General features: G+C 72.4%; 22 protein-coding genes and 1 pseudogene. 10 read left to right on the plus strand and 13 right to left on the minus strand.

Features of this window, described 5'->3' with window-relative positions; all coding sequences use genetic code 11:
• Positions 1-143 precede the first annotated feature (143 nt).
• Together ACIRPU_RS06300 and ACIRPU_RS06305 are read right to left on the minus strand one after the other, a co-directional pair.
• Positions 144-1,424, minus strand: a complete 1,281-nt coding sequence (locus ACIRPU_RS06300; RefSeq protein WP_403862407.1) for an SWF or SNF family helicase — start codon at positions 1,422-1,424, stop codon at positions 144-146.
• Complete coding sequence (locus ACIRPU_RS06305; RefSeq protein ID WP_403862411.1) at positions 1,421-4,297, minus strand: SNF2-related protein; 2,877 nt, start codon at positions 4,295-4,297, stop codon at positions 1,421-1,423. Before ACIRPU_RS06305 ends, ACIRPU_RS06300 begins: the two co-directional genes overlap by 4 nt.
• Positions 4,298-4,538: 241 nt before the next feature.
• On the opposite strand from ACIRPU_RS06305, the gene ACIRPU_RS06310 reads away from it, so the two are divergent.
• Positions 4,539-4,721, plus strand: a complete 183-nt coding sequence (locus tag ACIRPU_RS06310) for a hypothetical protein (RefSeq protein ID WP_384121302.1) — start codon at positions 4,539-4,541, stop codon at positions 4,719-4,721.
• Positions 4,722-4,848: 127 nt separating this feature from the next.
• Here the strand turns inward: ACIRPU_RS06310 and ACIRPU_RS06315 are convergent, their stop codons facing one another.
• Together ACIRPU_RS06315 and ACIRPU_RS06320 are read right to left on the minus strand one after the other, a co-directional pair.
• Positions 4,849-5,775 (minus strand): hypothetical protein, encoded by a 927-nt coding sequence (locus tag ACIRPU_RS06315; RefSeq protein ID WP_403862414.1) that lies wholly within the window; start codon positions 5,773-5,775, stop codon positions 4,849-4,851.
• Positions 5,776-5,914: 139 nt separating this feature from the next.
• Positions 5,915-6,235 carry a hypothetical protein gene (locus ACIRPU_RS06320; RefSeq protein WP_403862417.1) on the minus strand — a complete coding sequence of 107 codons (321 nt, stop codon included), beginning with the start codon at positions 6,233-6,235 and terminating at the stop codon, positions 5,915-5,917.
• Between the two features lie 134 nt (positions 6,236-6,369).
• Here ACIRPU_RS06320 and ACIRPU_RS06325 point away from each other — a divergent pair.
• Positions 6,370-6,483, plus strand: a pseudogene (locus ACIRPU_RS06325) (DUF2236 domain-containing protein); the annotation flags it as partial.
• Here ACIRPU_RS06325 and ACIRPU_RS06330 read toward each other — a convergent pair.
• Both ACIRPU_RS06330 and ACIRPU_RS06335 read right to left on the minus strand, forming a co-directional pair.
• Positions 6,469-6,972: a PadR family transcriptional regulator gene (locus tag ACIRPU_RS06330; protein ID WP_403862420.1), complete on the minus strand. Its 504-nt coding sequence runs from the start codon at positions 6,970-6,972 to the stop codon at positions 6,469-6,471. The pseudogene ACIRPU_RS06325 and the gene ACIRPU_RS06330 overlap by 15 nt on opposite strands.
• Positions 6,973-7,032: 60 nt before the next feature.
• Positions 7,033-7,632: a class I SAM-dependent methyltransferase gene (locus ACIRPU_RS06335; RefSeq protein ID WP_403862423.1), complete on the minus strand. Its 600-nt coding sequence runs from the start codon at positions 7,630-7,632 to the stop codon at positions 7,033-7,035.
• A gap of 152 nt (positions 7,633-7,784) precedes the next feature.
• On the opposite strand from ACIRPU_RS06335, the gene ACIRPU_RS06340 reads away from it, so the two are divergent.
• The 5 genes from ACIRPU_RS06340 (at position 7,785) to ACIRPU_RS06360 (ending at position 12,913) form a co-directional block, all read left to right on the plus strand.
• Positions 7,785-8,579, plus strand: coding sequence for an MHYT domain-containing protein (locus ACIRPU_RS06340; RefSeq protein ID WP_403862426.1), 795 nt, complete (start codon positions 7,785-7,787; stop codon positions 8,577-8,579).
• A gap of 41 nt (positions 8,580-8,620) precedes the next feature.
• Positions 8,621-11,191, plus strand: a complete 2,571-nt coding sequence (locus ACIRPU_RS06345; protein ID WP_403862429.1) for a nitrate- and nitrite sensing domain-containing protein — start codon at positions 8,621-8,623, stop codon at positions 11,189-11,191.
• The gene (locus tag ACIRPU_RS06350; RefSeq protein WP_403862432.1) at positions 11,188-11,625 is read left to right on the plus strand and encodes a roadblock/LC7 domain-containing protein; all 438 of its coding nucleotides are present in this window, start codon (positions 11,188-11,190) and stop codon (positions 11,623-11,625) included. Before ACIRPU_RS06345 ends, ACIRPU_RS06350 begins: the two co-directional genes overlap by 4 nt.
• Before the next feature lie 22 nt (positions 11,626-11,647).
• Positions 11,648-12,058 (plus strand): DUF742 domain-containing protein, encoded by a 411-nt coding sequence (locus tag ACIRPU_RS06355; protein ID WP_403862435.1) that lies wholly within the window; start codon positions 11,648-11,650, stop codon positions 12,056-12,058.
• Positions 12,059-12,307: 249 nt separating this feature from the next.
• Complete coding sequence (locus ACIRPU_RS06360; protein ID WP_384121290.1) at positions 12,308-12,913, plus strand: ATP/GTP-binding protein; 606 nt, start codon at positions 12,308-12,310, stop codon at positions 12,911-12,913.
• Positions 12,914-12,933: 20 nt separating this feature from the next.
• Here the strand turns inward: ACIRPU_RS06360 and ACIRPU_RS06365 are convergent, their stop codons facing one another.
• Positions 12,934-13,362: a PPOX class F420-dependent oxidoreductase gene (locus ACIRPU_RS06365; protein WP_355701991.1), complete on the minus strand. Its 429-nt coding sequence runs from the start codon at positions 13,360-13,362 to the stop codon at positions 12,934-12,936.
• 105 nt (positions 13,363-13,467) lie between these two features.
• Here ACIRPU_RS06365 and ACIRPU_RS06370 point away from each other — a divergent pair, with 105 nt between their 5' ends.
• On the plus strand, positions 13,468-13,881 hold the full coding sequence (locus ACIRPU_RS06370) for a roadblock/LC7 domain-containing protein (RefSeq protein WP_403862439.1): 414 nt from the start codon (positions 13,468-13,470) through the stop codon (positions 13,879-13,881).
• A 138-nt stretch (positions 13,882-14,019) separates the two neighbouring features.
• Positions 14,020-14,907 (plus strand): DUF6397 family protein, encoded by an 888-nt coding sequence (locus tag ACIRPU_RS06375; protein WP_403862442.1) that lies wholly within the window; start codon positions 14,020-14,022, stop codon positions 14,905-14,907.
• Between the two features lie 10 nt (positions 14,908-14,917).
• On the opposite strand, the gene ACIRPU_RS06380 is transcribed toward ACIRPU_RS06375, so the two are convergent.
• Together ACIRPU_RS06380 and ACIRPU_RS06385 are read right to left on the minus strand one after the other, a co-directional pair.
• Entirely contained in the window at positions 14,918-15,784 is an 867-nt protein-coding gene (locus ACIRPU_RS06380; protein WP_384121286.1) for an acyl-CoA thioesterase, read from the minus strand.
• A 31-nt stretch (positions 15,785-15,815) separates the two neighbouring features.
• Positions 15,816-18,329, minus strand: coding sequence for a DEAD/DEAH box helicase (locus ACIRPU_RS06385; protein WP_403862446.1), 2,514 nt, complete (start codon positions 18,327-18,329; stop codon positions 15,816-15,818).
• A gap of 145 nt (positions 18,330-18,474) precedes the next feature.
• Between ACIRPU_RS06385 and ACIRPU_RS06390 the strand changes: the two genes are divergently transcribed.
• On the plus strand, positions 18,475-19,269 hold the full coding sequence (locus ACIRPU_RS06390) for a metal-dependent hydrolase (RefSeq protein WP_057605439.1): 795 nt from the start codon (positions 18,475-18,477) through the stop codon (positions 19,267-19,269).
• Between the two features lie 71 nt (positions 19,270-19,340).
• On the opposite strand, the gene ACIRPU_RS06395 is transcribed toward ACIRPU_RS06390, so the two are convergent.
• From ACIRPU_RS06395 to ACIRPU_RS06410, 4 genes are all read right to left on the minus strand, one after another.
• Positions 19,341-19,598, minus strand: coding sequence for a type B 50S ribosomal protein L31 (locus tag ACIRPU_RS06395; protein ID WP_081548950.1), 258 nt, complete (start codon positions 19,596-19,598; stop codon positions 19,341-19,343).
• Between the two features lie 93 nt (positions 19,599-19,691).
• Positions 19,692-20,162 (minus strand): DUF5709 domain-containing protein, encoded by a 471-nt coding sequence (locus ACIRPU_RS06400; protein ID WP_171395720.1) that lies wholly within the window; start codon positions 20,160-20,162, stop codon positions 19,692-19,694.
• 549 nt (positions 20,163-20,711) lie between these two features.
• The gene (locus ACIRPU_RS06405; RefSeq protein WP_403862451.1) at positions 20,712-22,556 is read right to left on the minus strand and encodes an ABC transporter ATP-binding protein; all 1,845 of its coding nucleotides are present in this window, start codon (positions 22,554-22,556) and stop codon (positions 20,712-20,714) included.
• Positions 22,553-24,403 (minus strand): ABC transporter transmembrane domain-containing protein, encoded by a 1,851-nt coding sequence (locus tag ACIRPU_RS06410; RefSeq protein WP_403862454.1) that lies wholly within the window; start codon positions 24,401-24,403, stop codon positions 22,553-22,555. Before ACIRPU_RS06410 ends, ACIRPU_RS06405 begins: the two co-directional genes overlap by 4 nt.
• Positions 24,404-24,469 lie beyond the last annotated feature (66 nt).

Raw genomic sequence — 24,469 nt, forward strand, 5'->3', positions numbered from 1 at the left:
AGATGCGGCAAGTTGGATGACAGCGGCCAGAGTTGGCGCTCGCGCCGAACGCCGTACGACCTCCGGGTGAACACGGGGCGTCGGCCGCCCGTCGGACCGACACCCCGTGCGGAACCGTACGGAGCCCAGGCCCGGGAAAGCGCTTACTCGTCGACCTGCCGGGCCACCGCCAGAGCCGTCGCCGGGTCCTGGGCCGCATCACCGGCCGGCATCCAGCGGCCGCCCTCCTTGCGGTACGGCCACCATCTGCCGTCCCGCCCCAGTCGCAGTTGGCAGGCCGTCCCGACGGCCGTCCACCGGTTCCCCCGTGCCCGCAGCACCGGCCGCTCGTCCTCCTCCCAGGCCGAGTCCAGCGTGGCACGCGCGCGTGCGAGCGCCTCGCCCTCCACGGTCCACTCCTCCTCGAGCACGGACAGGGCGGCCACCCCGCCGAGTCGCCAGGCCCGGACGGCAGCCGCCAGCTCCGCCCGGTCGCGCCCCGATCCGGCGGCGAGGCGGCCCACCACGCCCTCGACGGGCCGATCCACCGTCCCAGGCACGTCGAGAACGCCCTCCGCCAGCCGTACGGCGTCCTGGCCCACTGTCAGCCGGGCCGTCCGCGCAGGACCTTCGCGGAGCGCCTCCACGAGCAGCAGGTGCGCCGCGGCGGCCGTCCGGGCGGTCAGGATCTCCAGCGCCGCCGGCTCCACCCCGGCCGGGGGCGGGGCGTCCGTGTCCAACGAAGGCGGCACACCCGGCTCCGGCGGGAGTTCGGGCACGGCGGGCAGCGGAGGCAGGATGGTTCCGGCCGCGTACGCCTCCGCCGCGTCCACACCCTCCGTCCCCGGCGGCTCGGCAGCGGACCGAGCGGCGGGGCCGCGCGCCTGGAGGTCGTCCAGCAGGCGCTGCTCGGCACGTCCCCGAAGCAGCAGGAGCACGAAGGGATCCTGGTCGAGCAGCCGCGCCACCTGATAGCACACCGCCGCCGTGTGACCGCAGTGGTCCCAGGCGCCGCAGTCGCACCGCGCCTCCAGATCGCCCAGCCCCGGCAGCAGGTCGATGCCGGCCGACGCGGCGTCCTCGACCAGATGGGGCGGCATCTCCCGGTCGAGCAGCGCGGCGACGTGCCCCGCCCGCTCCACCGCCAGGTCCAGCAGACGGTCCCACTGGTCGTCCGAGAGCCTGTCTAGCAGCACGTCGGCCCGGTGCTGCGTGTGATCGCGGTCCTGGACGACGGCCGTGACGCGCCCCGGCCGCACCGACACCGCGCCCACGGCGCCCGCGCGCACGAGCCGGCGCCCCGTCCGCAGCTGTTCCCGGTCCAGCGCGCCGTCCTCGAGCGCGGCCAGCCACGCCCGTCCCCACCACGTCCGAGCGAATCCGCTCCCGTGCGCGGGAGGCGATGCGGCGAAGGTCCGTTCCTCGACGTCGTCGTGCCGGTTCATCGTGTGTCCCCTCGCAGCCGCACCAGATCGGCCAGCTCGGCGTCCGTCAGTTCCGTGAGCGCCGCCTCGCCGGCCCCGAGAACGGCGTCCGCGAGATCCTGCTTGCGGCGCAGCATGTCGGCGATGCGGTCCTCGATCGTGCCCTCGGCGATCAGCCGGTGCACCTGCACGGGCCGGGTCTGGCCGATGCGGTACGCCCGGTCCGTGGCCTGCGCCTCGACCGCGGGGTTCCACCAGCGGTCGTAGTGCACGACGTGCTCCGCGCGCGTGAGGTTGAGGCCCGTGCCCGCCGCCCTGAGCGACAACAGGAACACGGGGACCTCGCCGTCCTGGAAACGCCGGACCATGTCCTCGCGCCCGGCGACGGGCGTACCGCCGTGCAGGAACTGAGTGGGCACGCCCCGCGCCGCCAGGTGCCGCTCGAGGATCCGAGCCAGGCGCACGTACTGCGTGAAGACCAGCACACTCGCCCCCTCGGCGAGGAGGGTGTCGAGCAGCTCGTCCAGGAGCTCGAGTTTCCCGGAGCGTCCTGCGGTCCTCGGCCGTTCCTCCTTGAGGTACTGCGCCGGGTGGTTGCAGATCTGTTTGAGGCCGGTCAGGAGCTTCACGATCAGCCCCCGGCGCGCCATGTCGTCGGCCTCGGCGATCGCGGCGAGCGTCTCGCGCACCACGGCCTCGTACAGGCCGGCCTGCTCCGTCGTGAGGGCCACCGGCCGATCGGTCTCGGTCTTGGGCGGCAGCTCGGGGGCGATCCCCGGGTCCGACTTGCGGCGGCGCAGCAGGAACGGTCCCACGAGCCGGCCGAGCCGCTCCGCCGCGGCCGGGTCCCCGCCGCTCTCGACGGCTCGGGCGTACCGCGTACGGAAGGCGCCGAGCCGGCCCAGCAGACCGGGCGTCGTCCAGTCCAGGATCGCCCACAGCTCCGACAGGTTGTTCTCCACCGGGGTGCCCGTGAGCGCCACACGCGCGCGTGCGCCGATGGTGCGCAGTGCCCGCGCGGTCGCCGAGTACGGGTTCTTCACGTGCTGCGCCTCGTCCGCCACGACCAGGCCCCACGGCACCTCGCCGAGCCGCCCCGCGTCCAGGCGCAGCGTGCCGTAGGTGGTGAGGACGAACTCCCCGTCGGCCAGGGCCTCCAGATCGCGTCGCGGCCCATGGAAGCGGCGCACCGGCGTGCCCGGCGCGAACCTCTCGATCTCCCGCTGCCAGTTGCCCATCAGGGACGTCGGACAGACCACGAGGGTGGGACCCGCCGCCGAGGCGTCCGTCTGACGGTGCAGATGCAGGGCGATCAGCGTGACGGTCTTGCCGAGCCCCATGTCGTCCGCCAGGCAGCACCCCAGGCCCAGGGCCGTGGTCCGCGCCAGCCAGTCCAGGCCGCGCCGCTGGTAGTCGCGCAGCGTGGCGTCGAGGGTCGCGGGCTGTTCCACGAGCTCCTGCGTCCCGGGACGCGTCAACCGCTCCCGCAGGGCCGCCAGCCACCCGGTGGGCCGCACGTCGACCCGTCGGCCGTCCACCTCCGTCGAGCCCGTCAGGGCCGCGCCCAGCGCGTCCACGGGCGTCATCTCGCGGTCCTGCTGAGCGTGGGCCCGGCGCAGTTCCCGTGGGTCGATCAGCACCCACTGGTCGCGCAGTCGCACCAGCGGCCGGTTGGCCTCGGCCAGCCGGTCCAGCTCCTCACGCGTCAGCTGCTGGTCGCCCAGCCCGAACCACCAGGTGAACGTCAGGAGAGAGTCCGCCGACAGGAAGGACGGCGTGTCCGCGCCGAGCCGGTCGGGCCCCGCCACCTCCTGGGGCGGCCCCACGACCGCACGGGCGGTCAGGGTGCGGGCCAACTCCCTCGGCCAGTGCACCTCGATCCCCGCGCCCGCCAGTGCCCGCGACCCTTCGCCCAGCAGCTCGGACACCTCCTCGTCGAGGAGCTCGACGGCGTCCGGCACGGTGGCCGACAGCAGGGGTGTCAGCGCCGGCCAGACCCGGGCCGCACGGCGCAGGGCGAGCAGGGCGTCCATCCGGGCGCGGGGGCCGAACGTCCCGCGCGTGACACCGGAGTCCGCCCAGACGTCGGTGGCGTCCGCGACGAGCGCGGGATCGCTCACGCTGTGCACCTGTGGCACGGCCCGGAACGTGGGCGCCGCCCGGCCGACCGAGGGGGCGTCGGCCCCCGGCACGTCGAGCCCGGACACCTCGACCCGCAGCGAGATCCGTACGCCGGCGTCATGGCCCGCGGCGACGTCGGCCGCCCACGCCCGCAGCTCTGGCAGGCGCCGGGGTCGCGGGTCCGCGTAGGCCGGACCTCCCGTCAGGAGCGACGCGGCGGGCGTGCGGGGCAGCGAGTCCGCCACGGCGTCCAGGAAGGCCCGCAGCAGTCTCTCGGGGTCGGGAAGGCGCATCGGCGGGGTTTCGTCCACCGGTACGGCGTGCGCCTCGGGCGGCATGGAGGCGGCCAGTCGGCGCACCTGCTCGACGTCCTCCGGAGCCGGCGGGCCGATCCGCCAGGCGTCGTGGTCCTGAGGCGACAGGCCGGGCAGCAGGAGGCCGCGTGCCACACACCGCAGGGCCAGCAGGGCGGCCGCACCCCAGAACGCGGCGGCCCGGTGTCCGTCCGGCACGGCACGCGCGTGTGTGAGGACGGGCAGGGCCTCCTCCACGGGCAGCAGGACGGCGGGTACGCGCGCCAGTGCCACACCGGCGCCGGCCGGCCGAACGACGGACAGATCCTCCACGCGTCGGCCAATGGCGGGAAGCGAGTCTTCGTCGGGTCTCCAGAAGGCGACGCGGCCCGTTCGGGACGGGGTACCGGGCACGAACACGGCAGAGCAACGTGCCAGTTCGGAGATCTCGAACGGTGTCTCCACGGGAACCCTCTGCACAGCGATGAAACTACTCCTCAAACTTGACTACCAGGGGCGGGGTCGCCGAGGTTACAACACTTCGGCGGGAAACACGCACCCGGTCTGAACCCGGTCCGGTCCGCCGACCTGGGGTGCGCGTTCTCAGGGGCGTCTCAGGGCTGTACCTCAGGGACGACTCAGGGTCGTATCCGGAACCGCGGGCGTCGCGAAGCCGTTCTCATGGCAGAGAGCGGCAGTGGCCGCGAAGGAGGCGACGCACATGTCGAAGAACGCGAAGATCGCCGCAGGGGGTGTGGCGGTCGGACTGCTGTTGTTGATCTGGCTGCCCTGGTGGGCTTCCTTGCTGATCGTCCTGGGGGTTCCGGCGGCGGCCTACCTCACGTTGGATCCCGCTCAGCGGCGCAGACTGCGCCGGGCCACACGCAAGGAGCTCGGCCGCTGAGTGACGGGGACCGCCTCGCGGTCCCCGTCCCCGTCCACCGTCCACCCGCACATCCGAGCTGCCGGGCCCGTGGGCGTCGAACGGCCGCAGAGGGATTGCCGTGCGCCCTCAGAGCGGCCGTGCGCCCTCAGAGCGGCCGTACGGCCATCTTGTCCAGCGCCTCCAGGAGCCCGGGCAGTTCGGGTCCGCGGCCGATCGGCAGCACCTCGCCGGGCTCTTCGTCGAGCAGGACGAACGCGATGTCGTCGGTCCTGGCCACCAGCGACCAGCCAGGGCCGTCGGCGCGCAGGGTGCGCGCGTCACCCGGAGCGAACGACGAACGGACGCGACCGAGCGGAGGCGGGGCGTCCACGTAGGCGCGCACCTCGGCGAGGACGCGTCGGATGCCGTTGTGGCCCTTCGCCGTGCCCTTCGCCGTGTCTTTCTCGGCCCCGCCGGCCGAGTCGGCCCGGTGGGCGCTGTCGGACCCGCCCGGCTCGTCGTCCCGGACCCCCTGGCCGGCGCCGGCGCTGCCGCCCGCGTCCGCAGCCGTGCCCTCCTGGGGGCGGGCGAAGTCCGCGTCGTCGATCTGCTCGCGCCACAGCGCCCACTGGAGCGCGATCTCGTCGGCCCCCAGCCTCCGCTGGGCCGGACCCCAGGTGGTCGTGTCCGGGGGCGTCAGCGCGGGGCCCTCCGCCACCTCGGCGGAGGGATCGTGCGGCGCGGGCACGTCCGGAGCCGCCACGGCGACCGCCAGCGGCCAGCCGGGCAGGGCGGCCACGACCGTGCGCTCGCCGGGCGACAGGTCGTATTCCATTCCGCAGTCCCACGACGCGATGGCAACGGCCACCAGCGACACGTCGTCGATGACGACGGTCCACCGCGCGCCCTCGCCGTCCTGGCCCAGCACCAATCCGTACCCGTCGGCGAGCGGCGGGAGGCCGAGCGCCGCACAGGCCTCCGGGTAGTCGTCGCCCAGAGCGCTCGGGAACTTCGCCGGCGTCAGCAGTACCGCCGTGAGCACGTAGAGCGCATCGTCCGCGGCGGCGACGGCGTCCTCGTCCGTCCCAGCCATCCCAGCCTCCCCATAGGTTTGTCCAACGGCGCGCACCCTAGTGCGGTGGGAAGGCGCTTGTCACGACTCCCCGACACACCCGGAGCTGCGGCTTTCCGGTCGGACGGGGCGAATCGACCACCCCCGGCCGTCGGAAGCGTCACGCCGGCGGCAGTCCGAGGAGCGCACGAGCCACGGCACGGGGCGACTCGTCGCGCTCCCGGGCGAGCGCGATGACCGCGCGACAGGCCAGTTCGTTGACCCCGAAGGACAGCGCCTCCGGCGACACCCAGCTCGCCGCCTCGTCGATCCTCTCCTGATCGTCCTCCGCGCCCGCCGAGACGTACGCGGCGGCCGCCTCGAAGAGATTGTGGGTGCGTTTCCCACCGGCACGCGACCCCTTCTCGGAACGCCCCTCCCCACCCGGACGCGACCGCGCGCGCATCGCGTCGCGGAATCTCCCGTAAGCCTTGCCGAACATGCCGACCGCCTTCCCCCTGGGTTGCCGCGCCCGATCGTTCATCTTCTGCTGTTCAACCTAGAGTTGGAGCTCCGGCGGCAGAAGGGGGACGGTGCGGCGAAGCGCTTCGAGCGGCTCAGGCAGATCCGGCGCAGGAGATCAAGGGATACCCGAACGGCTTCCGGCTGGGCGAGCTGGGCACCTTCCCGGTGCCTGGTGTCCGCGGCTGCCCCGGCCGGAACACGGGAGGGGCGTCAGCCGCCCAGTGAGGTGAGCGTGTCGCGCAGCCAGGTGAGCTCGGCCCGGGACGTGGCCCGCGCGATGGTCAGCACACCGCGCCGGAACGGGTCCTTGAGCTCTTCCGCCCGCAGCGGCCGGTCGCCTTCGTAGAAGAAGCTCGCCGGCTCCTCCAGGAAGGCCAGTCGGCGGCGCAGTACGGCCGCCTGGGCGGTGGCGTCGTCCAGGTGCCGGAGGAAGGCCAGCACCGTGAACCAGCGGTTCTCGTCGGTGATGTCGCGCTGGGCGGGCTCGGCGAGCCGTCGGCGCAGTTCGTTCCCGCCCTCGTCGGTCAGGCTGAGGACATGGCGCGGAGCGGCCACGGGGCCGGGTTCGGTGGCGCGCACCAGGAGGCCCGACTTCTCCAGCCGCTTGATCGTCGGCGCGTCTACCTCCAGGGCGAGCGGACCGGTGAGCTCGACGGAGCGGACGCCCTGGAGACGGCGGGTGTGCGGGTGGTGACGGTGCCGGGCGCCGGCCACCGCTCATGTTCGACAACCCCGACGCTTTCGTGCGAGCGGTCGCCGGGGAGGCGTGAGCCCTCAGACCTCGCGGACGGCGAGGGCCAGGAACCGGGCGTCGTCGTCGGCGTACGACGTCATGCGCCAGCCCGAACCGGCCAGCAGCGGGCGGAGATTGGGTTCCGCGCGCAGGTCCTCCGGTGTGAGCTGCCGTCCCTGGCGGGCCGCGAGCGCCGCCCTGCCGATCGGGTGGAACAGCGCCAGCGTGCCGCCCGGGCGCACCACCCGTGCCAGTTCCCGCAGGTTCTCGGCCGGCCGGGGCAGGTGGGCGACGAGGCCCGCTGCGAACACGGCGTCCAGCGACGCGGAGCGAAAGGGGAGCGCGGTCACGTCGGCGAGCATCAGCCGCCCGGCGCCGTCGCGTCCGGCCCGTACGGCGGCCTCAAGCATGGCAGGAGTCAGATCCGCCCCGACGACCACTCCCGACGGCCCGACGGCCGCACGCAGCGGCGTCAGGGCCCTCCCGGTGCCGCAGCCCGCGTCCAGCACACGGTCGCCCGCGCGCAGGTCGAGGCGGCCGACCGCGGCGGCGTAGGCGGGACCGTCGTCCGGGAAGCGGCTGTCCCAGTCCGCGGCCCGTGCGCCGAAGAACTCCTGAACGTGTGTGTGGTCGTCGCTCATGCTCCGCATGATCCCTCACCGACACGGATGACGCCTCGGTGCACACGTTCGAGCGTGACCCGATCGTTCCGGTGCACTACTGCGCCACATTTCAACACCTTTCGAAATGCGCCCCCTTTGTGCTCCTGTGCCCCGACTAGCCTCCCGTGGCCATGGGACACCTGGACCACGCCGCCTTCGGCTGGCTGACCCCCGTGCTGTCGTACGCGATGGCCTGCGTCGGCGCCGCCCTCGGGCTGCGCTGCACCGTCCGCGCGCTCGGCGCCACCGGACGCTCGCGCCGCAACTGGCTGATCACCGCCGCCTCGGCGATCGGCACCGGAATCTGGACCATGCACTTCGTGGCCATGCTCGGCTTCGCCGTGAGCGGCACCGACATCCGCTACGACGTTCCGCTGACCGTGCTCAGCCTTCTCGTCGCCATGGTCGTCGTCTGCGCCGGCGTCTTCGCCGTCGGCTACAGCCGTGACCGCACGCGCGCGTTGCTGATCGGCGGACTCACCACCGGCCTGGGGGTGGCCAGCATGCACTACCTGGGCATGGCCGCCGTCCGGCTGCACGCCGACGTGACCTACGACCCCGTACGCGTCGGACTGTCCGTCGTGATCGCCGTCGTCGCGGCGACCGCGGCCCTCTGGGCGGCACTCAACATCAGCTCGCCGATCGCGGTCACCCTCGCCTCCCTCGTCATGGGCGCGGCGGTGAGCAGCATGCACTACACCGCGATGTTCGCGGTCAGCGTCCACGTCGCACCCTCCGGTGAGGCGCTGCCCGGGGCCACGGCGATGCAGTTCATCTTCCCCCTCGCGGTCGGCCTCGGCTCCTATCTCTTCCTGACCTCGGCCTTCGTCGCGCTGTCGCCCACCACGGGGGAGCGCGAGGCGTCCGCCTCGGCCCAGCAACCGGAGGACAGCCTCACCGTCCGACAGCAGGTCCGGCCCGCCTGACGGACCGGCCCGCCCCCCATCCCCTCACGAGCGAGGAGGCCATGCGTACACCCCGTAGGACCCCCACGGCAGGCGCCGACGCGCCGCCCCCCACACGCGGGCGCCGCGCCCACGCCGGACCCCCCGCCGACGAGGGCCCGGACGAGCAGATCGACACACCGGCCGACGCGATACCCCCGCGCGCGGAGCGCTGGCGCATCAGGCCGCGCACCGTGCGGGCCAAGATCGTCTGCCTGCTGATGGTGCCGGTCGTCTCCCTGCTCGCCCTGTGGGCGTACGCCACCGTCAGCACCGCGCAGGACGTGTCCGGGCTGCGCCAGTTGCAGCGCGTGGACTCCCAGGTCCGTGCCCCCGTGGCCGCCGCGGTGGCCGCTCTCCAGACCGAGCGTGCGGCTGCCGTGCGGTACGCGACCGACCCCGCTCCCGGGCAGGCCGCCGCCCTGAAGACGCTCGCGGAACGCACGGACCGCGCGGTGGGCAGGCTGCGCCTCGGCGACGACAGCACCGTCGCCGACGGCCAGGAACTGCCCACGGGGGTGCCTCAGCGGCTCGAGGCGTTCGTCTCCGGGGCCGAGGGGCTTTCCTCGCTGCGGACCGCGGTCCTCGACGGCGGCGCCGGCTGGGAGGAGACGTACGGCCGGTACACGAGCACGATCTCGGCGGCCTTCTCGGTCGGCGGCGCCCTCTCCGGCGTCCAGGACGCCGAACTGGGCTCGGACGCGCGCGTGCTGCTCGAGTTCTCCCGCGCGGGCGAGGCGCTGGCCCAGGAGGACGTCGTGCTCGCCGGTGCGCGCCTCGCCGGCCGCCTCGACGGAGAGCGCCTGCGGTTCTTCACCGGCGCCGTCGACACCCGCCGCACCCTGACGGAATCGGCCGTCGCGGACCTGCGCGGGCCCGAACGCACCGCCTGGCAGCGCCTCGCCGCCGGCAGCGCCTACGCGGCCCTGTACGCCGCCGAGGACAAGGTGCTCGCCGACGGGCCCGGCGCGAAGGCCGTCGCCGCCGCACCCGCGGGCATCTGGGACAAGGCGCACGCACGCGTGCAGAACGGGATGCGGACGATCGAGGCGGACGCCGGACGTGGGGTCGCCGACCGCGCGGACCCGTTCACCCGCGGTCTGCTCACCTCGGCCGGCGCCGCTGTCCTGCTGGGCCTCGCCGCCGTCGTCGCCTCGCTCGTCATCTCCGTGCGCATCGGCCGCGGACTCGTCGTCGAACTGGTCAGCCTGCGCAACGGCGCCCTGGAGATCGCCCGGCGCAAACTCCCGGAGGCCATGCGGAAGCTACGCGCCGGGGAGGAGATCGACGTCCGCGCCGAAGCGCCGCCGGGACCTCCCTCCGAGGACGAGACCGGCCAGGTCGCCGAGGCCCTGGCCACCGTGCACCGCGCGGCGCTGCGGGCCGCCGTGGAACGCGCCGAACTCGCCAGCGGCATCTCCGGGGTGTTCGTCAACCTCGCCCGCCGCAGCCAGGTCCTCGTCCACCGTCAGCTGAGCCTCCTGGACAGCATGGAGCGCCGCTCCGACGACCCGAACGAGCTGAGCGACCTCTTCCGGCTCGATCACCTCACCACCCGCATGCGGCGTCACGCGGAGAGCCTGATCATCCTCTCCGGGGCGGCCCCCGGACGGGCCTGGCGCATGCCGGTGTCCCTCACCAACGTGGTCCGTGCCGCCGTCTCCGAGGTCGAGGACTACGCGCGCGTGGAGGTACGGCAGCTCCCGGAGGCAGCCGTCATCGGCACCGCCGTCGCCGACCTCACCCACCTGCTCGCCGAACTCGTGGAGAACGCGGCCCAGTTCTCGCCCCCGCACACCCGTGTGCGGGTCACCGGCGAACCCGTGGGCAACGGCTACGCCGTGGAGGTCGAGGACCGGGGCCTGGGCATGGGCAAGGAGACCTTCACCGAGGCCAACCGGCGCATCGCGCAGTCCGAGGCGCTCGACCTGTTCGACAGCGACCAGCTCGGCCTGTTCGTGGTCAGCAGGCTCGCGGCCCGCCACGGCATCAAGGTCCATCTGCGGACCTCGCCCTACGGCGGCACCACCGCGGTGGTCCTGCTGCCGACCGCGCTGCTGCACAGCGGCAAGCCGGAACGTTCCGCCCGTGAGGTGACGGAGACCGAGCAGCAGCCCGCGGAACGCGTGTACGCGCGCGTGTCCGCCGCGGACCGGCACACCGCCGACCGGCACCAGGAAGCCGTCCCCGCCTCCGCGGACCGCCCCGCGCTGGTGGCACCCGTACGAGCCGCCCCGGTGCGAGCCGCCGCCCCCGTACAGGCCGCCGAGCAGGCGGCAGCCGACCCCCCGCCTCCCGGAGTCACCGCCTTGCGCCTGCACCGCCCCCCGGACGACGCCGAAGGATCGGACGACCTCCCGCGCCGGGTACGGCAGGCCAACCTCGCCCCCCAACTGCGCAGGCCACTCGCCGAGGAGCCGGCTCGGCCGGCCGGCGGCCCGCGCGGCGACGACGAGCGCACCCCCGAGCTCGTACGGGACCGCATGTCCGCCTACCGGAAGGGCTGGGCACGGGGCGGCGGTAGGCAGCCCGGCCACGGAGCCGCCCCGGAATCCGAACCGGGCAGTGACAGCAGCGAAGGAGACCCCAGATGATCCAGGACCCGAGCACGAGGTCGGGCGGGCGGTCCGGCGAACTCGACTGGCTGCTGGACGACTTGGTGATGCGCGTGAGCGAGGTACGGCACGCCGTGGTGCTGTCCAACGACGGACTCGCCGTCGGCGCCTCGACCGACCTCAGGAGGGAGGACGCCGAGCACCTCGCCGCCGTCGCCTCCGGCTTCCACAGCCTCGCCAAGGGCGCGGGCCGGCACTTCGGCGCCGGCGGAGTGCGCCAGACCATGGTGGAGATGGACGACGGCTTCCTGTTCGTGGCCGCGGCGGGCGACGGCTCCTGCCTGGCCGTCCTCACCGCCGTGACCGCCGACATGGGCCTGGTCGCCTACGAGATGGCGCGGCTGGTCAAGCGGGTCGGAGAGCACCTCTACACGGCGCCACGGCTCTCCGCGCGCCCGCCCGCCGCCGGATGAGGCCAGAGAGCGACCCACGCAGATGACCGAGGACATGACCGGCACCCCGCGCGAGCTGGGCAGCCAGTGGTACGACAACGAGGCCGGCCCGCTCGTGCGCCCGTACGCCATGACGGGCGGGCGCACGAAACCGGGACCCACCGGAGTGCGCTTCGACCTGATCGCCCTGGTCACCCTGGATCCGGGCGCGCCGGACACGGACGGCATGGCGCTCGGACCGGAACACCGCGCCCTCATCGGGCTGTGCCGCACGGAGACCCAGTCCGTCGCCGAACTGTCGGCGGGCGCGGACCTTCCCGTGGGCGTGGTCCGGGTGCTCCTCGGAGACCTGCTGGAACTCGGCTGCGTCACCGTCAGCCGCCCGGTTCCGCCCGCGCAGTTGCCCGACGAACGGATCCTGCGCGAGGTGATCGAGGGGTTGCGAGCGCTGTAGATGAACCTTCAGACGGACCCGGACGCGTACGGAACCACCGCACACCGACTCGTGCACGCCTTCGGACACCGAACACACAAGAGTCGGTCACATCGGTCAGATAGCGGTCGAACCCCTCGTAAGGGGGCCGACGTTGTCATGATGCTGACTTCGCACTGCGGCGCCGAAGCCCCGCGCGACCGGCGCGCCGAGCCACGGCGTCGCCGTACCGACCTCGACCGATGCCGACACTCCCGAGAGAAGTGATCCATGGTCTCCGAAGACTCCGACACCACGGGCGGCGACACGACCCCCCTGGCGTTGAAGATATTGGTCGCCGGCGGGTTCGGCGTGGGCAAGACCACCATGGTGGGCGCGGTCAGCGAGATCAAGCCGCTGCGCACCGAGGAACTGCTCAGCGAAGCAGGCCAGTCGGTGGACGACACCGACGGCGTGGACCAGAAAGTCACGACGACGGTCGCCATGGACTTCGGCCGGATCACCATCCGTTCCGGCCTCTCCCTCTATCTGTTCGGCACCCCCGGGCAGGACCGCTTCTGGTTCCTGTGGGACGAACTGTCACAGGGGGCCCTGGGCGCGGTGGTCCTCGCCGACACCCGGCGTCTGGAGGACTGCTTCCCCGCCGTCGACTACTTCGAGCACCGGCACATCCCGTTCGTGGTGGCCGTCAACTGCTTCGTGGGCACGCGCACCTACGGCGCCCAGGACGTCTCGCGCGCCCTCGACCTCGACGGCGGCACCCCCGTAGTCCTGTGCGACGCCCGTGACCGCGACTCGGGGAAGGAGGTGCTGATCCGGCTGGTCGAGTACGCCGGGCGGATGCACACCGCCCGGCTGCTCGACTCCGTGAGCTGACCTCGCCCACCGTCACCCGGTCAGTCCGCGACGCCCTTCTGCGCCAGGACCTTGTCGATGGCGACACGCACGAGCAGTTCGCCCGGAACCCCGTTGCGGGCACCGAACTCCTCGGCGCGCTCCTCGCCCATGTACCGCGCCGCGATACGAGCGGCCCAGTGCCGGACCTCGTCGAGATCCTCGGAGATGCGCGCCCGGCCCCGCAGCACCACGTAGTCGAAGGGCGGCCGGTCGTCGTCCACGCACAGGGCGACCCGGCCGTCCCGCGCCAGATTGCGCCCCTTCACCGTGTCCTTGCCGGTGTTGAACACCACCTCGTCCCCGTCGAGCAGGAACCAGAGCGGCGCCACATGCGGGCTTCCGTCGGCCCGTACGGTGGACAGCTTTCCGGTGCGGGTCCCGTACGCGACGAAGGCCCGCCATTCCTCATCGGTCATCTTCTGTGCCATGCCGCCATCCTCCTTGCTCCCGCGACCGCTCCTGGGGAAGGCTGGCGGGCAGATTCTCCGACGACGCGGAGGGTCACACGGGGAATGTCACACGGGGAGCGGGACATGGCGCAGAACCAGGGGCTGGGCTGGCTGTTGGACGACCTGACCGAGCGCGTCGACCATGTACGGCACGCACTCGTCCTGTCCAACGACGGGCTGGTGGCGGGTGCGAGCACGGGACTGCCCCGGGAGGACGCGGAGCACCTCGCCGCCGTCTCGTCCGGACTGCACAGTCTGGCCAAGGGCTCGGGACGTCATTTCAACGTGGGCCGAGTGCGCCAGACGATGATCGAGTTCGATGACGCGGTGCTGTTCGTCACCGCCGCGGGCACCGGCAGCTGTCTGTGCGTGCTCAGCGGGGCGGAGGCCGACATGGGCCAGATCGCCTATGAGATGACCCTGCTCGTCAACCGGGTCGGAGAGCACCTCACCGTGGACGCCCGGCAGCCCGACCGCGCGCCACTGGAAGACCTCTGACCTGCGGTTTCACCTTCCTCCGTGGAGTTATCCACAGGCTCGCACCGATGTCGGCGACTCGGGCTACGGTTTTTTCCGAGGCCACCGCGGACCGTGCGGGCCTGCTTCACTCCACTTCACTCCACGGGGGAGACGACCATGTCCGGCAACACCGTCACGCGACCACACTCCGCTTTCTGCGCGCCGAGCCGGGCAGCGCGGGAACTGGATCTGAAGCGAGTCGAGTTCGACCTCGCCGTGCACCTCGGGCGCATCAGGACCGTGCCCGACGAAGGCGGCGGGGGCCGTCGGGTGGCACGGGCGGAGATCGAACGTCTGCGCTCGGATCCTGGCTTCCCCGAGGCGCTGCGCACGAGCGTGCTGGCCCTGGGGACCAGCGAGGCCGCCGCGGTGATGGGCGTGCCCCCGGCCCGGTTCACCCGCCTCGCGCGGCTGGGACTGGTGGTCCCCGTCAGGTTCTATCTCAACCGCTATCGGGTCGTAGTCTGGCTCTATCTCGCCGACGAGATCAAGCAGTTCGCCACCGACGGGACCAACGCCTTCCTGCTGACCGGTCGCACACCCGAGGTCCTGCGGAGCCGGCTGGCCGCGGGCGTCGACCTTCGTCCCCGCAACTGGCGGGGCCGCCACCTGGGCTTCTTGCACCGACAGGCCGACGGCCCCTGGCAACGCGCCGGAGCCCTGGCCGGGTTCCTGGACCCCCTCCAGGTCGCGGAGATCGTCAAGGACCCCTACGAACGCTCCCACCTGAACAGGTTCCGGCCGGGACCGCCGGCCCACTGCACCCCCGGCACACCGGCCGCGCACCTCGTGCAGAAGATCATGACGGCCGACGACCCCGACGAGATCGACTGGCTCGGGTACGACCTCGAACGCACCCTGGAAGAAGCACGCGCCGAGCAGCCCGCGCCACGGCCCTTCCCGAAGCCGGTCCCGACGCCCGCGGCCGCGCCACTGGGCCCGCCCGACGAGCCCGACCGGCCGACCCGCGGTCTGCTGAACCGGCTACGCCGCCGGACCGGATGACGCGCCGGATCTACAGCGCCCGGAACAGCCCCTCCTGGACGACGGACACCAGCAGGCGCCCCTCCAGGTCGTAGATCCGCCCGCGGGCCAGCCCGCGTCCGCCGGTGGCGATCGGCGACTCCTGGTCGTACAGGAACCACTCGTCCGCGCGGAACGGCCGATGGAACCACATCGCGTGGTCCAGCGACGCCATGTCGAAGTTCCGCGGACCCCACAAGGGTTCGACCGGGAGGCGAACGGCGTCCAGGAGAGTCATGTCACTGGCGTACGTGAGCGCGCAGGTGTGGACGAGCGGGTCGTCGCCGAGCGGCCCGACCGCGCGCATCCACACCGCGCTGCGCGGCTCGGCCTCCTTGACGTCCTCGGCGCTCCAGCGCAGCGGGTCCGCGTACCGGATGTCGAAGGGCTGACGGCGTGCCATGCGTTCCAACTGCTCGGGCAGCGCGCCCAGATGCTTCCGGATCTCCTCGACGACCGTCGGCAGGGACTCCGGGTCCGGGACCTCGCGAGCCGGCGGCAGCTGGTGCTCGAAGGGACCTTCCTCAGGCTTGTGAAAGGAGGCGGTGAGATTGAAGATCGTGCGCCCCTGCTGCACGGCGGTGACCCGGCGGGTCGTGAAGGACCGCCCGTCCCGCACCCGTTCGACCTGGTACACGATCGGCACACCCGGCCGGCCTGGACGCAGGAAGTACGCGTGCAGCGAGTGCACGGGTCGGTCGCCTTCGGTGGTCCGGCCGGCCGCGACCAGCGCCTGGCCCGCCACCTGGCCACCGAAGACCCGTTGCAGGGACTCCTGCGGGCTGCGGCCGCGGAAGATGTTGACCTCGATCTGCTCGAGGTCGAGCAGGTCGACGAGCTTCTCGGCGGGATTCGTCATCGGTGCGCTTCTCCTGTGCCCTCTTCGGTACTCACAACTGGCCGACGGCGGTGACGCGGACGACGGCGCGGCCCTCGGCGTCGGAGGCCGTGAGGTCGACCTCCGCGCTGATGCCCCAGTCGTGGTCGTCGTTGGGGTCGTCGAAGATCTGGCGGACCCGCCACAGGGCGTTCTCCGGCTCCTCCTGGATGATGAGCAACTTGGGGCCCCTGGCGTCCGGACCCGTGCTGAGGTCGTCGTACTCGTCCCAGTACTTGTCCATCGCCTCGCCCCACGCGTCGGCGTCCCAACCGGACTCGCCGTCCAGCTCGCCGAGTTCGTGGACGTGATCGAGAGCGGCGAGCTCGACACGGCGGAACATCGCGTTGCGGACCAGGACCCGGAAGGCACGCGCGTTGGCCGTGACCGGCTTGACCTCGTCGGCCTTCTCCTGGGCCTCCTCGGCGGTCATCTCCGCCGGGTTGGCGAGCTGCTCCCACTCGTCCAGCAGGCTGGAGTCCACCTGGCGCACCATCTCGCCCAGCCACTCCACCAGGTCCTGGAGGTCCTCCGACTTGAGGTCGTCCGGGACGGTGTGGTCGAGGGCCTTGTAGGCGCCGGCCAGGTAGCGCAGCACGATGCCCTCGGTGCGGGCCAGCTCGTAGTGGGACACCAGCTCGGTGAAGGACATCGCCCGCTCGTACATGTCGCGGATGACGGACTTCGGCGACAACGGGTGGTCGCCGACCCACGGGTGGCTCTTGCGGTAGGTGTCGTACGCGTGGAACAGCAGCTCCTCCAGAGGCTTCGGGTACGAGACGTCCTGGAGGCGCTCCATCCGCTCCTCGTACTCGACGCCGTCCGCCTTCATCGCGGCCACCGCCTCACCGCGCGCCTTGTTCTGCTGAGCGGCCAGGATCTGCCGCGGGTCGTCCAACGTGGATTCCACGACGGAGACCATGTCGAGCGCGTACGAAGGCGACTCCGGGTCGAGGAGTTCGAACGCGGCCAGCGCGAAGGTGGACAGCGGCTGGTTCAGCGCGAAGTCCTGCTGGAGGTCCACGGTGAGACGGACGATGCGGCCCGTGGCGTCCGGTGTGTCGAGCTTCTCGACGACCCCGCCGTCCAGCAGCGAGCGGTAGATCGCGATCGCGCGCCGGATGTGCCGAAGCTGCTGCTTGCGCGGCTCGTGGTTGTCCTCGAGCAGATGCCGCATCGCCTCGAAGGCGTTGCCGGGCCGGGCGATCACCGACAGCAGCATCGTGTGCGTGACCCGGAAGCGGGACGTCAGCTGTTCCGGGTCGGACTCGATGAGCTTGTCGAAGGTGTTCTCCGTCCAGCCCACGAATCCTTCGGGCGCCTTCTTGCGCACCACCTTGCGACGCTTCTTCGGGTCGTCGCCGGCCTTGTTGAGGGCCTTCTCGTTCTCGATGACGTGCTCGGGGGCCTGCGCGACCACCAGACCCGCCGTGTCGAAGCCGGCCCGCCCGGCCCGGCCCGCGATCTGGTGGAACTCACGGGCCCGCAGGGTACGCACCCGGTTGCCGTCGTACTTGGTCAGCGCCGTGAACAGCACGGTGCGGATGGGCACGTTGACGCCCACCCCGAGGGTGTCCGTACCGCAGATCACCTTCAACAGGCCGGCTTGGGCGAGCTTCTCCACCAGGCGCCGGTACTTGGGCAGCATGCCGGCGTGGTGGACGCCGATGCCGTGCCGCACGTAGCGCGAGAGGTTCTGGCCGAACTTCGTGCTGAAGCGGAAGTTGCCGATCAGGTCGGCGATCCGGTCCTTCTCCTCGCGCGAGCACATGTTGATGCTCATCAGCGCCTGCGCCCGCTCCACCGCCTGCGCCTGGGTGAAGTGCACGATGTAGACGGGCGCCTGCTTCGTCACCAGCAGGTCGCTGAGCGTCTCCGTCATCGGGGTGTACCGGTACTCGTACGACAGCGGCACCGGTCGGGTCGCCGAGCGGACCACCGACGTGGGGCGGCCGGTGCGCCGGGCGAGGTCCTTCTCGAAGAAGGACACGTCGCCGAGCGTGGCCGACATGAGCACGAACTGCGCCTGGGGCAGCTCCAGGATGGGGATCTGCCACGCCCAGCCGCGGTCGCCCTCCGCGTAGAAGTGGAACTCGTCCATGACGACCTGGCCGACATCGGCGTTCTTGCCGTCGCGCAACGCGATCGAGGCGAGCACCTCGGCGGTGCAGCAGATGACCGGGGCGTCGGAGTTCACGGACGCGTCGCCGGTCAGCATGCCGACGTTCTCCGTGCCGAAGATCTTGCACAGTTCGAAGAACTTCTCCGACACCAGCGCCTTGATCGGAGCCGTGTAGAAGGTGACCTCGTCACGGGCGAGAGCCGCGAAGTGCGCGGCCGCCGCGATCATGCTCTTGCCGGAGCCGGTGGGCGTCGACACGATCACGTTCGCCCCGGAGACCACCTCGATCAGCGCCTCCTCCTGGTGGGGGTAGAGCGTCAGACCACGCTCCTGCGCCCAGGACTCGAAGGCTTCGTACAGGGCGTCGGGATCTGCGGTCGGCGGCAGCTGATCGATGAGGGTCACGACCCCATCTTGCCTGCCCTCGTCCCTGATGGGGGAATCGGATGCCGGCCCGAAGATCACGACCGCTACGCTGTGTCGCCGACGGAGCGTCAACGCACCCGGTCAACTGGACAGCGACATTCAAGGAATAGGGCGGGCACCGGCCATGATGGGACCAGCACACTCACTGTCGGGCGCCGCCGCCTGGCTCGGCGTCGGCGCGGCCGCCGCCGCGGCGGGACACACGATGCCCTGGCCGGTCCTGCTCGCGGGTGCGCTGATCTGCGCCGGAGCGGCGCTCGCCCCGGACCTCGACCACAAGGCAGCCACCATCTCGCGGGCTTTCGGACCCGTCTCGCGCTGGCTCTGCGAGATCGTCGACAAGCTGTCCTACGCCGTCTACAAGGGCACGAGGAAGCAGGGCGACCCGCGCCGCTCCGGAGGCCACCGGACCCTGACGCACACCTGGCTGTGGGCCGTCATGATCGGCGGCGGCGCCTCGGCGCTGGCGATCACCGGTGGCCGCTGGGCGGTCCTGGCGCTTCTCTTCGTGCACATGGTGCTGGCGATCGAGGGGCTGCTGTGGCGGGCGGCCCGGGGATCCAGCAGCGATGTGCTGGTGTGGCTGCTGGCCGCCACCAGCGCCTGGATCCTCGCCGGTGTCCTGGACAAGCCCGGCAACGGCTCCGACTGGCTGTTCACGGACCCGGGTCAGCAGTACCTGTGGCTGGGGCTGCCGATCGTGCTGGGCGCACTGGTGCACGACATCGGCGACGCGCTGACCGTCTCGGGCTGCCCGGTCCTGTGGCCCATCCCGATCGGACGCAAGCGCTGGTACCCGATCGGTCCGCCCAAGGTGATGCGGTTCCGGGCCGGCAGCTGGGTCGAGCTGAAGGTGCTGATGCCCGTGTTCATGCTGCTCGGGGGAGTGGGCGGCGCGGCCGCCCTCAACTACATCTGACGAGCGGCCCGACGGGTCCCGTCGGCGGTCCCGGCGGTGGCGGTGGCGGTGGCGGGGGCGACGGCACCGGTTCAGGTCATGGCCCCGCCGTCGCCGTAGCGCCGCTCGAAGCGGGCGACCCGGCCCTCCGTGTCCACGGTGCGCGCCTTGCCAGTGTAGAAGGGGTGGCTCTCGGAGGAGATCTCCACGTCCACTACCGGGTAGGTCTCGCCGTCGTCCCACTCGATGGTCTGTTCGCTGGTGGCGGTGGACCGGGTCAGGAAGGCGTAACCGGCGGTCCGGTCGCGGAACACCACGGCGTGGTAGTCGGGCTGCTTGTCCTGCTGCATGAGAGCTCCTCGTGCGATGGCGATGGCGATGGTGAAGACGGAGGCGAAGATGGCGGCGCTCGGCCGGGAACGGCCGGGGCGGCCGGGAACGGGTCAGCCGGACAGGGCGTCCTCGTCGACGATGTGCATCGCGGCCTCCTCGGCGGAGGCGGCCGCGCCGTCGATGCCCACGTCCGTGGCGATCAGTGCGCTCTCCTCGTCCTCGTGTGCTCCCTCGTCCGGCGCCACGAGCCTGCCGGAGCGTGCGGAGCCGACCTCGTTGTCGAGGAGTTCCCCGTCGGTGCCGTCGCAATCGCCGAGACCGTCGCCGTCCGGCGCATCGGGCTCCGGGATCTCCTCCGCGAGCCGCTGGTCCAGGCTCTCGCCCTGTCGGCGCTCCGCGGCGGTCACACCGTCGTGCTCCACCGCCCAGGGTCGGTCCGGAGGGGACCAGCCGCGGTCGAGGGGGTCCTCGACGCCGTCGTTCTCCAGCGTGTCCTCGGCATCGAGCAGTCCCGAGTCTTCCTGGATGTCGGACGCGTCGGGCTGGTAGACGTCGTCCCCCCATCCGTCGGCACTGTTCACGGGTACCTCCAGGGGGTGACGGCCCCGTACTCATCGCGGTCGGCGGCGGGGTGCCGCCGCACGGGGCACCGGTCGGGCGCGGTGTGTTCCGGAGGGATCCCGACTGCGTTCCGCGCGGGTGCCGCTATCCAGCGTTCCACCCCGCTTCGGGAGCGCGCAACGCCAGAGGACGCGCGAAGGCCGGGCCGGGCCGACTCCACCCCGGCGCGGTGGCCGCTACCCGAGGCCGCTCCCGTCCCCGGGGCACGCGGGTCGCTGCCCGGCGAGGACGCAGAGGCAGACACCGGACCAGGAGCCGACCCAGGCACCGGCACCGGCCCGGGCCCCGGCCAAGACACCGGTGCTGCCCCAGGCACCGGCCCTGGTACCGGCGCTGTTCCAGGGGCGGGCCCTGGCACCGGCACCAACATCGGACCAGGCACCGGACCAGGCACCGGCGCTCTCAGGCCTCGCACCGGTGCCGGGCCGTTGCCGCCGCTGCGTCGCTCCTCGACCGTGCCCCCAGCTGTGCCCGTGGCTGGGCTCGTAGCCGTGCCCCTGGCCGTGGTTTCATCCGTGCCACGACCGCCAGAGCGCCGCGTACGCTCCGTCCGCCGCGACCAGCTCGGTGTGGCTGCCCAGCTCGCTGATGCGGCCGTTCTCGACGACGGCGATGACGTCGGCGTCGTGGGCGGTGTGCAGGCGGTGGGCGATGGCGACGACGGTGCGGCCGTCCAGGACGCGGGCGAGGGACCGCTCCAGGTGGCGGGCGGCACGCGGGTCGAGCAGCGAGGTCGCCTCGTCCAGCACCAGCGTGTGGGGGTCGGCGAGGACCAGCCGGGCCAAGGCGATCTGCTGAGCCTGCGCCGGGGTGAGCGCGACACCGCCGGAGCCGACCTCGGTGGCGAGGCCGTCGTCCAGGGCCCGGGCCCAGCCGTCCGCGTCGACCGCGCCCAGAGCCGCCCACAGCTCCGCGTCCTCGGCGTGTGCGGCACCCTCCTCAGCCGTCGAGGCCGTCGAGTTCCCCTCGCCCGAGCGGAGTCGCGCGTGCGGGAGGGCGAGCCGGAGGTTGTCGCGCAGGGAGCCGACGAAGACGTGGTGCTCCTGGTTGACGAGCGCCACATGGGAGCGGACGCGTTCCGCGGTCATCCGCGACAGCTCGGCGCCACCGAGGGTGATCCGGCCGTCGCGCGGCGCGTAGATCCCGGCGAGCAGCCGCCCCAGCGTGGACTTCCCCGCGCCCGAGGGTCCGACCAGGGCGAGCCGGGTGCCGGGGGAGACCTCCAGGGTCACCTTGCGCAGCACGTCGACACCCTCCCGGTAGCCGAAATGGACCCGGTCGGCGTGCACGTCGCGCCCGTCCGGCACGAGCCCGGAGTCCCCGCCGTCCGGCTCGATGTCACGCACTCCGACCAGGCGGGCCAGCGAGACCTGGGCCACCTGAAGCTCGTCGTACCAGCGCAGGATGAGGTTCACCGGGTCGACGAGCATCTGCGCCAGCAGCGCGCCCGTCGTGAGCTGACCGACCCCGATCCAGCCCTGCAGCACGAACGCCCCGCCGAGCATGAGAACCGAGCCGAGCACCGTGACGTGCACCAGGTTGATGACCGGGAACAGCACCGAACGCAGCCACAGCGTGTAGCGCTCCCAGGCGGTCCACTGTCGGATGCGCTGCTCGGAGAGCGCGATACGGCGCTCGCCCAGCCGGTGGGCCTCCACCGTGCGGCCGGCGTCCACGGTCTCGGCGAGGGCGGCGGCGACGGAGGCGTAGCCGGCGGCCTCGGAGCGGTAGCCGGCCGGCGCCCGCTTGAAGTACCAGCGGCACCCGGCCACCAGCAGCGGCACCGCGACCAGGACGGCCGGCGCGAGCGGCGGCGCCGTGACGACGAGCCCGCCGAGCAGCAGCAGAGCCCACATCACGCCGATCGTCAGCTGGGGCACGGCCTCGCGCATCGCGTTGGCCAGCCGGTCGATGTCCGTGGTGATGCGGGACAGCAGATCGCCCGTCCCGGCCCGCTCCAGCACACCCGGCGGCAACCGCACCGAGCGGACGAGGAAGTCCTCGCGCAGGTCGGCCAGCATGCGCTCGCCGAGCATCGCGCCGCGCAGCCGCACCTGTCGTACGAAGGTGGCCTGGACGACCAGAGCGAGCACGAACAGCGTGGCGATGAGCCCGAGGTGGAGCTCGCGCGCGCCGTCCGACAGTCGCTCCACGAGGTCGCCGAGCAGCCACGGACCCACCATCGAGGCGACCGTGGCCACCGTGTTCACGAGCAGGAGGAGCTGGAAGGCGCGGCGGTGCCGACGCAGGAGTTCGGCCACGTAGGCGCGGACGGTCGCGGGGGCGCCGACGGGCAGCGTGTTAGCCGTCGTCGGTGCCGCCGGGTCGTACGCGGGCGGCGCCACGCCGATCATGCGGTCTCCTCGATCTCTTCGCGTTCGATCTCTTCGAGTCGGTCGTCTTCCAGGTCCTTCAACACACCGCTCAGGGAGGTCTTTTCGTCCGTGAGGGCGTGGCCCAGCGCGGCTTCCTCGTCGGTCTCCCTGGTCACCACGGCCCGGTACCGGGGCTCGGAGCGCAGCAGTTCGCGGTGCCCGCCCACCGCGACGGCCTCGCCCTCGTGCACGAGCACGACCCGGTCGGCCCGGTCCAGCAGCAGGGGGGACGAGGTGAACACCACCGTGGTGCGCCCCGCCCGCAGTTCGCGCAGCCCGTCGGCGATCCGTGCCTCGGTGTGCGAGTCGACGGCGGAGGTGGGCTCGTCCAGGACGAGGACCTCGGGGTCGGTGTACAGGGAGCGGGCCAGCGCGAGCCGTTGCCGCTGGCCGCCGGAGAGGGACCGGCCGCGCTCGGTGATGTGGGCGTCCATCGGGTCGTCGGCGTCCAACGAGCCCTGTACGAGTGCGTCGAGGACGTCCTCGCACTGGGCGGCGGCCAGCGCCGCACCCGCGGCGACCGCACCTGAGGCGGGTACGTCGAGCAGGTCGCGCAGGGAACCGGACAGCAGTACCGGGTCCTTGTCCTGGACGAGGACGCAGGTGCGCGCGGAGTCCAGCGGCAGTTCGTTCAGCGGGATCCCGCCGAGGAGTACCGAAGGGCTGTCCTCCGGGGGATGTCCGCCCAGCCGTTCCGCCAGCTCTCCGGCGGCGTCCGGGTCGCCGCACACCACGGCGGTGAGCCGGGCGGTCGGCGCGAGCAGCCCGGTGGCGGGGTCGTACAGGTCGCCCGTGGGAGTGTCGGCCGCGCGCGATCCGCCGATGTCGGTGACCCGCTCCAGGGACAGCACACGGGCGGCGCGTCTGGCCGACGGGCGCGAGAAGGAGTAGGCCATCGCGATCTCCTCGAAGTGCCGGAGGGGATAGGCCAGGACCATGACGGAGCTGTAGACCGTGACCAGTTCGCCGACGGTGATGCGGCCCTCGCGTGCCAGATGGACGCCGTAACAGACGACCGTGATCAGCAGCAGGCCGGGCAGCAGTACCTGGATGGCGCTGATCAACGACCACATGCGGGCACTGCGCACGGCCGCGTGGCGGACCTCCTGCGAGGCGCTGCGGTAGCGGTCGAGGAACAGTTCCTCGCCGCCGATCCCGCGCAGCACCCGCAGGCCGGCCACGGTGTCCGAGGCGAGCTCGGTGGCGCGTCCGGCCTTCTCGCGCTGGTGGTCGGCCCGTCGTGTCGCCGGGGGCAGCAGGGGCAGCACCGCTAGCGCGAGAACGGGCAGGCCCACGGCGACCACCAGGCCGAGCGCCGGCTGGTAGACGACCAGGCCGACGCAGACCAGCAGGACCGTGAGGGCCGCGGCGGTGAAGCGGGACACGGCCTCCACGAACCAGCCGATCTTCTCGACGTCGCCCGTGGATACGGCCACGACCTCACCGGCCGCGACCCGCCGGGTCAGCGCGGAGCCGAGCTGCGAGGCCTTGCGGGCGAGCAGCTGCTGCACCCGGGCGGCGGCGGTGATCCAGTTGGTGACGGCGGCGCGGTGCAGGAAGGTGTCCCCGATCGCGGTGGCGGCACCGCACAGGGCCATCATGCAGCCGGTGAGCGCGAGCCGGGTACCTGATCGGTCCACGACGGCCTCGATGGCGAACCCGACGCAGAACGGCTGCGCCGAGACGGCGACGAAGTGCAGCAGCCCCCAGGCCAGGGCCTTGAGCTGGCCGCCCAGCTGGTTGCGGCCGAGCCACCACAGGAAGCGGAGTCCCGAGCGTGCGTCCGGCACACCCGGGTCGGGGTACGGAAGGTCTTGGATCTGCATGACGTCCCAGTGGCTCGAGTCAGGGTGGGGGAGGGGGGCGACGGAGAAGGAAGGAGGCGGAAGGAG

The organism is Streptomyces sp. NPDC102259, from assembly GCF_044766465.1.
Classification (GTDB): domain Bacteria; phylum Actinomycetota; class Actinomycetes; order Streptomycetales; family Streptomycetaceae; genus Streptomyces.

Excerpts from the sequence above, each read along its gene's own strand:
- ACIRPU_RS06380 (WP_384121286.1), bottom strand. The coding sequence starts at position 15,784 with ATGACGAATCCCGCCGAGAAGCTCGTCGACCTGCTCGACCTCGAGCAG.
- ACIRPU_RS06340 (WP_403862426.1), top strand. The coding sequence starts at position 7,785 with ATGGGACACCTGGACCACGCCGCCTTCGGCTGGCTGACCCCCGTGCTG.
- ACIRPU_RS06355 (WP_403862435.1), top strand. The coding sequence starts at position 11,648 with ATGACCGAGGACATGACCGGCACCCCGCGCGAGCTGGGCAGCCAGTGG.
- ACIRPU_RS06390 (WP_057605439.1), top strand. The coding sequence starts at position 18,475 with ATGATGGGACCAGCACACTCACTGTCGGGCGCCGCCGCCTGGCTCGGC.
- ACIRPU_RS06370 (WP_403862439.1), top strand. The coding sequence starts at position 13,468 with ATGGCGCAGAACCAGGGGCTGGGCTGGCTGTTGGACGACCTGACCGAG.
- ACIRPU_RS06300 (WP_403862407.1), bottom strand. The coding sequence starts at position 1,424 with ATGAACCGGCACGACGACGTCGAGGAACGGACCTTCGCCGCATCGCCT.
- ACIRPU_RS06410 (WP_403862454.1), bottom strand. The coding sequence starts at position 24,403 with ATGCAGATCCAAGACCTTCCGTACCCCGACCCGGGTGTGCCGGACGCA.
- ACIRPU_RS06345 (WP_403862429.1), top strand. The coding sequence starts at position 8,621 with ATGCGTACACCCCGTAGGACCCCCACGGCAGGCGCCGACGCGCCGCCC.
- ACIRPU_RS06315 (WP_403862414.1), bottom strand. The coding sequence starts at position 5,775 with ATGGCTGGGACGGACGAGGACGCCGTCGCCGCCGCGGACGATGCGCTC.
- ACIRPU_RS06375 (WP_403862442.1), top strand. The coding sequence starts at position 14,020 with ATGTCCGGCAACACCGTCACGCGACCACACTCCGCTTTCTGCGCGCCG.
- ACIRPU_RS06365 (WP_355701991.1), bottom strand. The coding sequence starts at position 13,362 with ATGGCACAGAAGATGACCGATGAGGAATGGCGGGCCTTCGTCGCGTAC.
- ACIRPU_RS06335 (WP_403862423.1), bottom strand. The coding sequence starts at position 7,632 with ATGAGCGACGACCACACACACGTTCAGGAGTTCTTCGGCGCACGGGCC.
- ACIRPU_RS06350 (WP_403862432.1), top strand. The coding sequence starts at position 11,188 with ATGATCCAGGACCCGAGCACGAGGTCGGGCGGGCGGTCCGGCGAACTC.
- ACIRPU_RS06310 (WP_384121302.1), top strand. The coding sequence starts at position 4,539 with ATGTCGAAGAACGCGAAGATCGCCGCAGGGGGTGTGGCGGTCGGACTG.
- ACIRPU_RS06360 (WP_384121290.1), top strand. The coding sequence starts at position 12,308 with ATGGTCTCCGAAGACTCCGACACCACGGGCGGCGACACGACCCCCCTG.
- ACIRPU_RS06320 (WP_403862417.1), bottom strand. The coding sequence starts at position 6,235 with ATGTTCGGCAAGGCTTACGGGAGATTCCGCGACGCGATGCGCGCGCGG.
- ACIRPU_RS06395 (WP_081548950.1), bottom strand. The coding sequence starts at position 19,598 with ATGCAGCAGGACAAGCAGCCCGACTACCACGCCGTGGTGTTCCGCGAC.
- ACIRPU_RS06405 (WP_403862451.1), bottom strand. The coding sequence starts at position 22,556 with ATGATCGGCGTGGCGCCGCCCGCGTACGACCCGGCGGCACCGACGACG.